Annotated in this window: 10 protein-coding genes and 2 pseudogenes; 4 read left to right on the top strand and 8 right to left on the bottom strand. The window is 41.8% G+C overall.

The features are described 5' to 3' along the window. Positions 1 to 80 precede the first annotated feature (80 nt). The 7 genes and pseudogenes from NIES592_RS09535 to NIES592_RS09555 all read right to left on the bottom strand — a co-directional run bounded on the left by NIES592_RS09535 (position 81) and on the right by NIES592_RS09555 (position 8,633). Complete coding sequence (locus NIES592_RS09535; RefSeq protein WP_256678103.1) at positions 81 to 287, bottom strand: PIN domain-containing protein; 207 nt, start codon at positions 285 to 287, stop codon at positions 81 to 83. Positions 288 to 298: 11 nt separating this feature from the next. Further along, positions 299 to 424, bottom strand: a complete 126-nt coding sequence (locus NIES592_RS25835) for a hypothetical protein (protein WP_256678104.1) — start codon at positions 422 to 424, stop codon at positions 299 to 301. 306 nt (positions 425 to 730) lie between these two features. Beyond that, positions 731 to 1,984 carry a DUF4336 domain-containing protein gene (locus NIES592_RS09540; RefSeq protein WP_073555615.1) on the bottom strand — a complete coding sequence of 418 codons (1,254 nt, stop codon included), beginning with the start codon at positions 1,982 to 1,984 and terminating at the stop codon, positions 731 to 733. Between the two features lie 108 nt (positions 1,985 to 2,092). Then, a pseudogene (locus tag NIES592_RS24480) lies at positions 2,093 to 2,479 on the bottom strand (carboxyl transferase domain-containing protein); the annotation flags it as partial. 36 nt (positions 2,480 to 2,515) lie between these two features. Continuing rightward, complete coding sequence (locus NIES592_RS24485) at positions 2,516 to 2,749, bottom strand: zinc-binding dehydrogenase (RefSeq protein ID WP_256678105.1); 234 nt, start codon at positions 2,747 to 2,749, stop codon at positions 2,516 to 2,518. Next, entirely contained in the window at positions 2,746 to 6,012 is a 3,267-nt protein-coding gene (locus NIES592_RS09550) for a UvrD-helicase domain-containing protein (RefSeq protein ID WP_073555616.1), read from the bottom strand. Before NIES592_RS09550 ends, NIES592_RS24485 begins: the two co-directional genes overlap by 4 nt. Beyond that, positions 6,009 to 8,633 carry a PD-(D/E)XK nuclease family protein gene (locus tag NIES592_RS09555; RefSeq protein ID WP_073555617.1) on the bottom strand — a complete coding sequence of 875 codons (2,625 nt, stop codon included), beginning with the start codon at positions 8,631 to 8,633 and terminating at the stop codon, positions 6,009 to 6,011. Before NIES592_RS09555 ends, NIES592_RS09550 begins: the two co-directional genes overlap by 4 nt. A gap of 237 nt (positions 8,634 to 8,870) precedes the next feature. Here NIES592_RS09555 and NIES592_RS09560 point away from each other — a divergent pair. Beyond that, positions 8,871 to 9,341: pseudogene (locus NIES592_RS09560) on the top strand (sensor histidine kinase); the annotation flags it as partial. 172 nt (positions 9,342 to 9,513) lie between these two features. Here NIES592_RS09560 and NIES592_RS09565 read toward each other — a convergent pair. Next, the gene (locus tag NIES592_RS09565) at positions 9,514 to 10,032 is read right to left on the bottom strand and encodes a pentapeptide repeat-containing protein (protein ID WP_073555618.1); all 519 of its coding nucleotides are present in this window, start codon (positions 10,030 to 10,032) and stop codon (positions 9,514 to 9,516) included. A gap of 228 nt (positions 10,033 to 10,260) precedes the next feature. On the opposite strand from NIES592_RS09565, the gene NIES592_RS09570 reads away from it, so the two are divergent. From NIES592_RS09570 to NIES592_RS09580, 3 genes are all read left to right on the top strand, one after another. Then, complete coding sequence (locus tag NIES592_RS09570; protein ID WP_073555619.1) at positions 10,261 to 11,010, top strand: TIGR04283 family arsenosugar biosynthesis glycosyltransferase; 750 nt, start codon at positions 10,261 to 10,263, stop codon at positions 11,008 to 11,010. A 183-nt stretch (positions 11,011 to 11,193) separates the two neighbouring features. Then, positions 11,194 to 11,901: a TVP38/TMEM64 family protein gene (locus tag NIES592_RS09575; protein ID WP_073555620.1), complete on the top strand. Its 708-nt coding sequence runs from the start codon at positions 11,194 to 11,196 to the stop codon at positions 11,899 to 11,901. 132 nt (positions 11,902 to 12,033) lie between these two features. Beyond that, complete coding sequence (locus NIES592_RS09580; protein ID WP_073555621.1) at positions 12,034 to 12,798, top strand: TVP38/TMEM64 family protein; 765 nt, start codon at positions 12,034 to 12,036, stop codon at positions 12,796 to 12,798. Positions 12,799 to 12,892 lie beyond the last annotated feature (94 nt).

A 12,892-nucleotide genomic window follows, 5' to 3' on the forward strand; every position in this document is an offset into this window, starting at 1 on the left:
TCCTCTTGAGTCTCACACCTATGGTTATAGGAGGATAATTTGAGGAACTTGTGAGGATGCGAATTTTGAAGTTTTAATGACTACGCAATAATTCTAGTTGTTTCAATGCTGTTCTGGGCGTATACAGAGGCGATCGCTAAATTTGCGACCGTTCGCCCCGATTTTCTTGCACTGTAACATGACTCACCAATGGCAATACTTGGAATAAAAACTTCATTAGCTTGAGCAAGGTTGTTTTTGACAATCGCTTCGTCCGCCAACAGAGCAATGATTATATTAGTATCCAATAAATAAATACCTACCACTCATTGATGTCTACCCGCTCGCAGTCTTGCTCAATTGCCTCGCGGATCTCCTGAAGGTCATCAGGAGGAATTGAACCTGCAAAACGCAGCAATTGCTCTCCTGGAGTACCCAAAGTCATAATAAGAAAATGACAACACTACAAAAGAGCGATCACTCATTCCACAAAAGATTTTTGCTCTCGACAGTGGCTGTATTAACAGCACTCACACTTACCAGTTTATCACCAGGTTGTCAAAGCATACCCGTCAAAAGCTCCTCTGCGGCTAACTTTGGGAGTTGGAGATAACTCGGTGGAGAAAGCGGAAATAGTTAAGTAGCAGGCTGTGACCAAAATTATGTTTGAGAAGGCGAACACCGATGCACACCGATAAACACCGATGGATGCAGATAGGTTTTCTAGATGTGTTTATGTTATTTGTTGCTGTTAGTTTTTCCGAAGACCTAACTCTTTTGGAGGTGTAGCGATACCCCATTTGATCAAATTTGCTTCTAGTTCCTTGATAAATTTGGTATCTTCTGCTACTAGGGGATGGTTTTTGCTGGTGAATGAGTTTTGACTCACAGAGGGTTTTTGCTCAAGAAAGGCGAATGCTTGCCGAAATTGCTCCGGACTGGTTTGAATTGGCGAGTCAAAGTGACAGGAAATAATTTGCTGAAAATCCCAACTAGCAACCTGATCAGCCCAGTTGAGTACTTGTGTAGGGTCTTGAGGAAGAATCAGAGTTTGCAAAATCGGTGCTACAAATGGACGCCCCTGATTTCGTAGCGCTGCAAATGATTGCTGCCAATTTTCTCGCCATCGAAATGGAAACACGCCAAAGTAGGTTTTTCTGGAACGATCTGGTGCTTTGAGAGCATCCTGAAATGCCTGCCCTAATCCGATTGTCTCTAGTTTACTAGGACGGAAATAGATGGCAAACAAGGAAATGCGTTGCCATCCCTTACGGCGGTTAGCTTCGTTATCTGCGATCGCTTCTAAGGCGTTGTCTCTGGCGTGAAAAAGTAAGGGGTAGGGGTCTAGTTGAAAAATTGCAGGTGGTTCTTCTGGCACAGACACTATAGAATCAGTTAGCAGTAGAGTGTGCGATCGCTTGTGGAAGAAAGCAACTTCGGCAAAAGACCCCCGTCCCAAGTCTATATCCAAGATTGCATAGTCAAATTCACTGCTCATCGGAGCTAGGCTGGAGTTTTCTGGAAGTATGTAAGTGCGTTTTGGAGGAAAGCCCAGCCAACTTAACGGCAAGTTGAACGGAAAACTCCACTGGTGGGGAGCAACAAATACTTGCGCTTGGGGAAAGCATCGAGCAAAAGGACCAACGAAGACTTTGTGTTCTAAGCCAGAACTGGTGGGCAGAATAATGTATTTAACATCACCATAACTTGCTACTAATTCATTCATCATGCGCATACACTCTCTGGTGGGAGCAACAGGTGCATAGACTAGAAGACCACCAGTTTCGAGTTTAACTACACTCATCCGAATTGGAACGATAGTGTAGAGAATGCCGTGCAGTTGATCGAATGTCCAGATCGTGTCTTCAACAACTTCACAGCAGCATGTGCGACGCTTACCGTAGGGATATAGTGGTACAGCAGGCCAAAATGGCCATGACCAATCTCTGCGCTGCATCAGTCGTTTCTGTGGCATTGTCCCCGAGTTGAATTCCTGTGCATTCATTGTTCACCCAGTTTGCACTCCTATTCAATTTCTAACATTTGAGAGTTTTGGTTGTGTTATACCTTTGGATCATTATTGGATCATTATTTTGTCCAACTGGGTAGCTAGCAAGTTGTAGGCGATCGCTTCTCCTTGACCTTGATGTTCTGCTTGCACGCCAGCCCAAGCACCTGGCGTATCAATAAAAGTTAAAATTGGCATTCCAAATTGATTGGCGTGTTCCATCAATCTCATCGCCTCACGATAGCCCCCCGGCGCAGCCATACCGAAATTACGAGCAACATTATCTTTTGTATCTCGACCCTTTTGATGTCCCAACATCACTACAGGTCTTCCAGCTAGCTTTGCTATACCTCCAACTAAAGCCGGATCATCTGAACCACCGCGATCGCCATGTAGTTCTATCCATGTATCACTAATTGCTTTAATGTAATCAAGAGTACTAGGACGACGAGGATGGCGAGCTATTTGCAGTTTTTGGGACGGTGAAAGATTTTTCTACTACACGCCCATTTCCATAATCAAATTTGCCTAACAAGCGATCGCGCGGTTCATTTCCTCAAACATTTCCCGTGAACCGACATAAATTCCTTGCAATTGCAAACTTTTCAGAAATATTGCACCTGTGTTGACAACACCGCCACCACCAGTCAAAGAACCAAAAAAGCTAATTTTACCGCCGTAGCGAACAGCATGTAGTGACTCATTGAGAGTACCAGGTCCGCCAACTTCTACAACCAGGTCAACAGCAACACCCCCTGTCATTTCTTGTACCCGGTTGCCCCAATCTGGTGTTTTTTCTCTGCTGCTTCACCTGTTGGTTGATAACGTTCGTCACAAATTTCCTGATAAACACAAAACCCACAATTAGTATGAGAAGGATTAGCCAGGAAATGTCCATCTAAAATATTTTGGACTAAAATTTTTGCTTCTTGACCAGTGGTTTGCAATTCTTCAGTGCTAAACGTGTGCAAATAGTCATGCCGCAGGTAGGCTATATGGGCATTAGTGCATCCTGTTGCTTGTGCATAAGCCCAAAGCTGAAAGCGGTGACGTTCTGGAGCTATTTCTTGGTCAGTTTTAAAGTCTAGTACCCAATCATCCCCCAACAAATCAACAATACCGTTAAAAGTCAACGATCCAACCTTCAAATTTACAGGTAATTCCCACTGTCCTTGTTGAAATTGGGCAAAATCTGCCACTTCTTCAAATCGCTGTGCTAACTGCAAAGCCTCGCTGACAGGTTCTTTTGGCAGACTAACATCAAATCCTGCTAGTGTTTCTATGTCGCGGATACCCCGTTCTAAAGCCAAGTGTGCTAAAGTTCCCACTCGTCTTGCTGTGCCAACACCTGAGCCAATTCCTGGATGACCTTGTATAAACCGATATGCAAATTTTTTGGGACATTGAGCATATTCACTTAAAGCAGTGACAGGCAATTCAAATAAACCAGAGCCAACAGAGTTAATTAACAAACTATGGGGTTCTGATGGTAAAGGTGGTTCTGGTGGAACTGGAGGTTGTGCTAATTCTGGATTAAAAGGAATAGTATTTATACTAATTCCCGCAGCCGCTAAACCAGTTGCCAGCCCAGATAAGCTACCACCTGATTCATCGGTTGCAGTCAGAATTAGTTGATCTCGCGCACGGGTTAAAGCTACGTACAGTACCCGTAAAGTCTCTGCTTCTTCCCTCTGTTTCCGCAAATGCTCCAAACAAGTGTATAGCACAGGCTTTTGTGTTTCACCTTGCTCATCCTCTAGCTTCAAAGCAACACCGTATGCAGGGTCAAAGTAAACTGTTTCGCTGGTATAGGGTTGGGAACGAGCTAAATCAGGAATAACTACTACTGACCATTCCAAACCCTTAGCAGCGTGGATAGTCATTAAAGCCACTGCATCATTAGCTGATAAAGGTAAACGGGGTATTTCTATTTGTGCTGCTGCCAACCGCTTGAGACGACGTACTGCGGCAAACACATCACTACTGCCATGTTCTAATTGCTGTACTAATTCTACAAAACCTCGCCAGTCAGCTTCTCGCCTTGCTGCACCAGGTAAGTTAGTGATGACAGCAGTGTAGCCAGTTAGATGATTTGCTATTTGTAGAAGGCGAGTAGGGGGTTCTAAATTGCGATCGCACAACAGTTGACTCAACACTTGTACTGGTCGCTGTAATTCAGGAATATCAGATGATTTTAGTTTCTGCCACCAGTTAGTTTTTGATTGTTCGTCTTGTTCTGTGGTGTCATTTTCCTCTTGACTTTGAATGAAAGTAAACAGAACCCGATCACTAACTGCAAAAAATGGACTACGCAGCACTGCTACTAAAGCTAAATCATCGCTAGGATCAGCCAAAAAACGCAACAATGCCCAACCATCTTTAGCTTCCCTTGTCGCTAGTAAATTATCACCCCCAGCCAAAGCAACGGGAACCCCCACGCTTTCCAAAGCTTCGCCGTAAACTGCCAAAGGTTCCCAAGTCCGGGACAATATTGCAATATCTCCAGGCTGTATTGGCCGGAGTGTTTGAGTTTTTTTATCATAAACCAGGGTTTGATCATTTAGCATTTGTTTGAGGAGTTTTGCTAGATGAAAGGCTTCTACTCTTAAACACTGAGGTTTATTGATATCTGACTCAGCTTCTACGGTATAAACTTGTACTGGGGGGTAAGAATTAGGGCAGTCTGCGCGATAAGCATCTAAATCTTGGTGTAAATCGCCTAGTAATGGGGTAAATATACTGTTGATGTGATCTATGAGTAGTTTGTGAGTGCGGAAGCTAGTAGTTAAAACTTCTTCATTTCCACCACTATTAGTAATGCGATCGCACCAACTACGAAACACTTCCACATCCGCACGGCGAAAGCCATAAATTGATTGTTTAGCATCACCAACAATAGTTAGTAAAGTATTTTGTGTTAGTCGTTGTAATATTTCCGACTGAACAGGGTTAGTATCTTGAAATTCATCGACTAAAAAAGCTCGCCAACGTTGAGCATAATAAAACTGTACTTGTTCATCTTGTAAAGCTCGCAGTGCACCAACTTCTAAATCTGCAAAATCCAGAACACGAGAACGGCGTTTTTCTTGATTAATATATTTTTGTACTGAGCTAAATGCTTGTTGCAGTGCTGGTAGTATAGCTTTTAACTGCTCATCAACTACACTAAATTCTAGAGTTACTAAACCATCTTTAAGAGCTTTTTCAACTAAATTTCGCAGTCCTTTGATAGTTTCTTTGACAATTTCTAACCCGCCATCTGTCCAATTCTTTTTACTGCCAATATTTATTTTGAGTCCAGCTATTACTGTTAGTGATTCTGTAATATTTTCTTTTAAGTCTACAGCCTCCATTGCCTGTAAGGCTGGTTGACGGGTTTCCACTTCCAAGCGATCGCTTGCTTGTCCTGCGTAATTTTGTAGAGTCGTGCGTGCTTGTTGCCAAGTGGGATGCTGCAACAATTCCCTCAGAGCTTTTTGCTGTAACTCCTGTGCCAATTCCTGCCATTTTTCAGCCCCTTGCGCTAAAGCTTTCTCAGCCGCAATTGGGTCTTGAAGTAATACCTGCAAAGTTTGAGACATCAAAGAATAAGGAACTTTTTCGTAAAGCTCGACAGGTAAAGTATCCAAGGCTTCATCTAACCACTGATTGACCCAAAGAACTCCCTCTAGTTCATCTAAAACTGTAAAATCAGGTGGCACATCCGCAGCTTGGGGATGTTCCCGGCAAATTCGCATTGCTAAAGCGTGGATGGTACTAATTTGAGCCGCTTCTAGTTCTGCCAACAAGTCAGACCGTTCTGGTAATTTCTGACTGACCAAAAGCCGAATGCGCGATCGCAACTCCGCAGCAGCTTTATCTGTGAATGTAACTGCAACTATCTCTAAAGGTGAAAACTCACTCTTTTGCAGATGATACAAGTAACGTTCAGCCAGCATATGGGTTTTACCAGTTCCTGCACCTGCTATGACTGCAACGTTACCATTGGCATAGGCTGCTCTTTGCTGTTGTGGGGTCAAACTCATAGGGGACTTCCTTTACGGCTTTGGCGGGAACCGTGACGACAAACTAAGTCATAAGGGCAATACTTGCAGGCATTTTTATCCACATCCGGCGAAACAGGGTAATATCCTGTTTGCAAGTAAGTTTTTATTTTTTGGGCGATCGCCTGTAGTGTTTCTTGGCTTGGTTGTTTTTTAGGAAGCTTTTTGCCCTTGGTTACAGAGTAATAATAAACTTCATGCACAGTTTCCCCAGGAAACAAAGTTGTACTAGCAAAGTGAATATATAAAGGTAGCTGAATATCTACAGTAGTTTTCCCAAATTCATCCTTAATACCCTTTGGTGCTTGGGAACTGGTTTTGTAATCTAATAAAACTAAACCTTGGGGAGTACGGTCTATTCTATCAATCTGACCTTTAACTTTTAAGCCATACCATTCTCCGGTAAACTCTTGCTCTACATGAAAAAATTCCGCATCTGATTGGCGAAAATCCGGCTGTAAACAGGCACGATTTAAAAGTTTCAAATGTTCAGTTCTCTGAGCTTCCCAAGCTGACAAAACAGGTAACTGTAAATCTTGCTCGGCTTGTAAAAAAGCTGTTTCTAAACTCTCAGTAATTGTGGATAAATTTGAAGTATTTAGTAAAGCTAGTTCCAAACTACGATGATACAAAGAACCTCTTAATCCCGAACTTAATTCTTCTTCCGCTTCTTCCACCTCTGCCAATTTCAAAACTTTATTAGCAAACCATTTAAAAGGACATTGACCTAAAGCAGTTAGTTGAGATGCACTAAATACTCGTTCACTTGGATCTAATGGTATACCAATTACTCCATCGTACTCATCATAAGGGTGTGTACCTTCTCTGCGTTTTTCCACATTCCAAGCATGAACTGCCTGCGGTAAAACATCATCCTCTATTAAAGTGTTACGTCGCAGATAAATTTGTCGTGCTTCTTCCAAACTAGCAACAGGTGCAGGTGGAGGTTGCACAATTTTCAGCCCTAATCGAGACAAGTAAGGACTGGGTAAAGAAGCAACTTTACCAATCATCTGCGGGTAGGTAAAAGTTAAGCTTTGGGTAGGAGTTTGTAGTAAAGCATAAAATGAAATTACTTCCCTTCGTGCTGCTTGTGCTGCATCTTCAAAATTAAACCCTTGTTGACGCAGTAATTTACGTTCAAAGAAATCCAATATTGGGTCATCTTGTACTGATGCTGGTAATATTCCTTCAACTGCGCCCAAAACAAAAACGTGCTGAAATTTAGCTCCAAATAATGACACGGGTGTATGTAATTGTACTCCCCCTCGGCCGGGTTGGGCAGGCACAGTTATCAGTGCCAAACTGCCGATCACATCCGCAGCAAATTCTCCTAAACTAATGACTTCTTCTTCTGGTTTCGACAAATCCACAAGAAGTTCTTGATATTCATAATAAGCAACAATCTCTCTTGCCCAACGTCCTGCCCCTTGGCGCAAGTTAAACTTATTTAATATGTCTTGCATCCGTTCTACCCAATTAGCACGAGTATCTTCATGCGGCCAATCGAGTAGGGACAAGTTAACGCCCAAGCTTTGCCATGATAAAAGGTCTGATGGATGCTGTTTCAGAGCTTCTTGCCAAACAGGGGCAGACAAAGCAGAACATAAAGGATGCCTCAGCAATCTGGCTGTTGATTCAAAGGGGAATTTTTCTTGGATAACTTCCAATAACAATTGCACCCAAGCTCCCAACCTAGTAGCATTCAAAGGTACTCCATACAGAGCGCGTACTGGTAATTTGTATTCATAAGCTACATCTAATACTGTCGGGCCATAAAGGGTATCATCCCTAGCTACAAGCACAATTTCATTTGCTGGTGTTCCTTGACTCAGAAGAATTTTTACCTGGGCTAACGTGCCGCGTACCTCGGATTCCAAGTGGGGATAAATGTAGGCTTTCACTTCTGGAGGTGCTATTGTTCCGTTCAGGAAACAATCTTGCAGTTGTGTCCCAAGTGAAGGATTAGTTTCTTCTAATACTTGTACTTCCCAACCCGCCTGCTGTAACCATTCCACAGCTTTTTGTGTATCTACAAAACTGCTAGACTGTGGACACGGTAATACAATAAAGCTACCATCACCTGCGATCGCATTGATAAAGTTCAGTTGTTCAATGCGCAGATGAAAGTACCCATAAATCAGAACTGGTTGACGTTTAGTAATAACATTACTAGCCTGCCAGAGAACTTCAGCAGAATCTATCATGCCTTTTTCTCTCAGCAAAATTACGTATGTTTGAGTTAAGATAGCTAGTTGTTGAGTACGATTACTACTAGCAGTCATCAGCAATTGTAGATTAATTCCGGCACGCAATATAGCTTTAACCGCAGAAGACAAAGCGCGTGTTGTGCCTTCAACATCTGTTGTTTGAATCACTCTACTTACTGATGTCCGCAGCAAGCGTAATGCCATTAGTGTTGGTGCAACTCGAATACCTGCTTTTACCAGACTTGGCTTTGCCAGAGTCTCTAAGCTTTGGTGTGATACTTTTAATGCTCGTGCTGCTTGTGAGCTTGGGGTAATTACCTTAAGAGATGGACACTGAATTAACTGCTGAATTAAGTAGTTATCATGTAGATTAACGTAAACAAATCGTTTCATTTAATTGTGGTTGCCAATTTTTGAAGTTTAGTTTTGGCTTCCCTATGTGAAAGTCCATTTTACTTAATTTATACCTTCAGCACCCGTAAATGTCTATACATCTCATAATAAATGCTGATTCCCCAAAAGTTTTGCACATCAGCAATCCTACTACAAAGTTATAGGTTTTAAGATGTTCTTAATTACACTTGTTACCCAATATCAAATCTTTTTAGTTGAAGAGTAAAGCGATCGCCATTGGCGATCGCAGCAGGGGTAACATTGACATTGACACTAAGAGTGTCAGATCCTGTGAATATTGTCGGCAATAGCGATCAACTTTATCGGCTGTTTTCTAATTTAATTATTAATGCCATTCAATACACAGCATCAGGAGGAAAGGTAACTGTTTACTTAGACCACAGTGACCATTATGCTGTAATTCAGATTGAAGATACAGGGATTGGTATTCCTCAACAAGAGTTGTCACGAATTTTTGATCGCTTTTATGGTGTGAATAGTGATCGCTCTCGTAGTACTGGTGGTTCTGGATTGGGATTAGCAATATCGCAAGCAATTGTCCAAGCACACCACGGTAGCTTAAATGTAGAAAGTGAATTAAGTAAAGGTACTACTTTTACTGTTAAGTTACCTTTCAATGTGCGTCCACTTAATAGTGTTCGCTCTATTTTTTTATTTAAAATACTACATCGTGACTGGCATCAATGAATAGGCGATCGCCAATGCAGTGGCTGGTGAGTGCTTATCTCTTTAAATGGAAAAATCCCTGGATGGGGATTCGGACGAATGAATCAAAGTAGTCTGAAACTAACACGATACTCTGAGTGCCTGTTGTGATCGCCATCACTACTCCGCGTGATTTACATTCTGTGGAGATAATTCAGCGACATCCTAAACTCTCGCGAGTTGACACACCCGTCACCGGATTGATTCCATCAGCGCGATCGCACATCAACTTCACTTGATAAGGATCAACAATTGCACCAGAAAAATCTGCTCCTGTAATCTCTGCTTCAAAAAAGCGACTACTAGCAAGCATTGCATCCCTAAAAATGGCATTAGTTAAATTGGCTTTATTAAAAATGACGCGATCGGCAAATGCTTCCGCAAGATTAGCATTACTTAAATCTGCTTGCAGAAATGACCCCTTCGTGAGAATAGTTCCACTGAGATTTGCTCCCTGAAAGTTTGCTCCCTGCATTTCTGCACCTGCAAAAGATGTTCCATGTAAATCCTGATGAGCAAAATCTCGATATCGTAAGTCAGAAAGTGTGTAGTTGACAGTATTTTCCTGTGCTAGAACAGCAGGAGTATCTAAGATTAACAGCCAGCTAATCAAACCAATAAAAAGTAAAACATACAAAATAGACCGTAACCAAGCTGGAAATTTACGCTTCATTGATAGTTCCCTAATCACATAAGAATTTTTAGTGAGATTTGATGAGGTGTACCAGACGCGCCATGGCACCTCTGGTACATTGCTGTATTGCCCTATATTGTGTAATGCCAACAGATTCCTCCGCTAAAGATTTTACGCAAGGCTATACTAGTTTATTCGGTTAGAACATCCTGCATTAGATGGAAAGGGGTTATAACTTTTCCTATTTGTCAGATAATCTCTAAAAAAATGACAAAGTTTGGAGAAACACATCAATTGTCAGAAATTATTACTCAAAATATTGCCACTGCTACAATCTCCATTATTATTCCAACTCTGAATGAAGCGGAGAACATCAAAGCCGCCTTAACTAGTACTCAACTAAGTAATCATATCGAAATCATTGTAGTTGATGGCGGCTCCCAAGACGAAACGGTAAACATAGCTGAATCATTTGGCGTCAAAGTCATCTCGGCGGCTGCGGGACGTGCCAAGCAGATGAATGCGGGTGCTGCTGTTGCTAGCGGTGAGATTTTGCTGTTTCTCCATGCCGATACCTGCTTACCACTTGGGTTTGATGTCATGGTTCGCCAAGCATTAGCACAGCCTGGAGTGGTCGCTGGTGCATTTGCCTTGCGAATTGGTGCAGAACAGCCGAGTTTGCGAGTAGTAGAATGGGGGGTAAATGTGCGATCGCGTTTTTTACAAATGCCTTACGGTGATCAAGCAATATTTTTAACAAAAAAAATATTTAATCATGTTGGTGGCTTTCCAGAATTGCCGATCATGGAAGACTTTGAATTCATGCGACATTTAAGAAAACTGGGGAAAATAACACTCATTCCTGTACCAGTTATTACCTCAGCACGTCGCTGGCTCAAAAAAGGGATTTGGCAAACAACATTCATCAATCAAATAGTCATCATCGCTTATTTTCTGGGAATCTCCCCCCAGCAACTTCGCAGTTGGTATCGTCAGGAAAAATTAAAAAGGTTTTAAGCTATTTCTCATTTTATTTTCGTATTTTATTAGTGGTAGGTTGTTGATAGTTAGTAGTTAGTGGTTAGTGGTTAGTGGTTAGTGGTTGTAGAGACGTGCCATGGCACGTCTCTACATTGGTTAGTAGTTAGTAGTTAGTAGTTAGTGGTTATTCCCCACTCCCCCATCTTCCTTGCAATCAATATGCATAGAAAACCCAAACTCAAACTAGTGCTATTATCTTGTCTGGCTGTCAGTCTAATCATTGCTGCCAAGCAGTTAAACATTCAGGGATGGTTGCAGACATCAATCACCTGGATCGAGAGTCTTGGTTCATGGGGTGCGATCGCGTTTATTATCATCTATAACATAGCAACATTACTTTTTATACCGGGCTCCCTGCTTACACTCAAAGGAGGTTGTCTATTTGGTGTAGTTTGGGGTTCTATTTATGTGTTAATTGCTGCAACTATCGGAGCCACTTTTGCATTCATCATTGGGCGTTATTTAACACGAGATTGGGTTTGTCGGCAGTTGGAAAAGCATCCAAAATTTAAAGCGATTGATCAAGCAGTTGCCAAACAAGGATTCAAAATAGTATTTTTGACTCGCTTGTCTCCCATATTTCCATTTAACTTGTTAAATTATGCTTTCGGAATCACCCAAGTTTCACTGAAAGATTATATCTTAGGTTCCATTGGCATGATTCCAGGTACTGTCATGTATGTTTACATCGGTTCTCTTGCTACCGACTTAGCCATGATTAGCACTCATCATCAGCCAACTACAGCAGAAACGGAAATTGGGAAATGGTTAATACAAATAATCGGATTAATTGCCACAGTTCTTGTAACTATTTATGTAACTAGAATTGCCCAGAAAGCTCTTCAAGAAAGCGTAGATAGTAACTAAAAATTAAAAAATACATTTTATTACTTAACATCTATAAATTACACATCTGTGTTCATCTGTGTGCATCTGTGTTCGTTAATTCCAAAATAATTATTCACCCAATTACTAAATTAAAACTTAAACTCATCACTCATGAAAAATAAAACATTAAAAAATAAACCTGAATCCAAACAATTCCCTAACTTCTTAAAACTAACTTTCCTAACCTTACTGGTCTTTACCTTGACATTCTGTTTTAACGCAGACCTTGCATCAGCACAGCAATCTGTGAATACACCAGGATTCAATCCTCAAGAATGGTTGCGAAATGCTTTGCAGTGGATTGACAGCTTAGGTACACTAGGAGCGATCGCATTTATCATCCTCTACATCATCGCTACAGTCGCTTTTTTACCAGGTTCCATCCTCACCTTAGGCGCTGGCGTTGTCTTTGGTGTAGTTTGGGGTTCCATCTACGTCTTTATTGGTGCAACTTTAGGTGCAACCGCCGCTTTCCTTGTAGGACGCTACTTAGCAAGAGGCTGGGTAGCCAAGAAAATCGCAGATAACAAAAAATTTGCCGCGATCGATCGCGCCGTTGGTAGAGAAGGACTCAAAATAGTTCTCCTCACCCGACTTTCCCCCATATTTCCTTTCAACTTATTAAATTATGCCTTTGGTGTTACCGACGTTTCCCTCAAAGACTACTTTATTGGTTCCGTAGGCATGATCCCAGGAACAATTATGTATGTCTACATTGGTTCCTTAGCTGGAAATCTTGCCATGATTGGTACACAAACTCAACCAACCAACCCCACAGTACAATGGGCAATTCGGATCATAGGTTTTATTGCCACAGTTGCAGTCACAGTTTATGTGACTCGGATAGCCAAAAAAGCCCTTGAGGAGGTTTTGTAGGAGATCGGGGTGTGAGGGGTGTGGGGAGGATAAATAGTGACCAATGACAAATGACAAATGACATATTGACAATTGACTCTTGACCAACAATATA

The sequence above is a fragment of the Fischerella major NIES-592 genome, from assembly GCF_001904645.1.
Taxonomy (GTDB): domain Bacteria; phylum Cyanobacteriota; class Cyanobacteriia; order Cyanobacteriales; family Nostocaceae; genus Fischerella; species Fischerella thermalis.

Coding starts and splice junctions, on each gene's coding strand:
- NIES592_RS25835 (WP_256678104.1), bottom strand. CDS start 424: ATGACTTTGGGTACTCCAGGAGAGCAATTGCTGCGTTTTGCAGGTTCA.
- NIES592_RS09540 (WP_073555615.1), bottom strand. CDS start 1,984: ATGAATGCACAGGAATTCAACTCGGGGACAATGCCACAGAAACGACTG.
- NIES592_RS09570 (WP_073555619.1), top strand. CDS start 10,261: ATGACAAAGTTTGGAGAAACACATCAATTGTCAGAAATTATTACTCAA.
- NIES592_RS09550 (WP_073555616.1), bottom strand. CDS start 6,012: ATGAGTTTGACCCCACAACAGCAAAGAGCAGCCTATGCCAATGGTAAC.
- NIES592_RS24485 (WP_256678105.1), bottom strand. CDS start 2,749: ATGACAGGGGGTGTTGCTGTTGACCTGGTTGTAGAAGTTGGCGGACCT.
- NIES592_RS09580 (WP_073555621.1), top strand. CDS start 12,034: ATGAAAAATAAAACATTAAAAAATAAACCTGAATCCAAACAATTCCCT.
- NIES592_RS09575 (WP_073555620.1), top strand. CDS start 11,194: ATGCATAGAAAACCCAAACTCAAACTAGTGCTATTATCTTGTCTGGCT.
- NIES592_RS09565 (WP_073555618.1), bottom strand. CDS start 10,032: ATGAAGCGTAAATTTCCAGCTTGGTTACGGTCTATTTTGTATGTTTTA.
- NIES592_RS09555 (WP_073555617.1), bottom strand. CDS start 8,633: ATGAAACGATTTGTTTACGTTAATCTACATGATAACTACTTAATTCAG.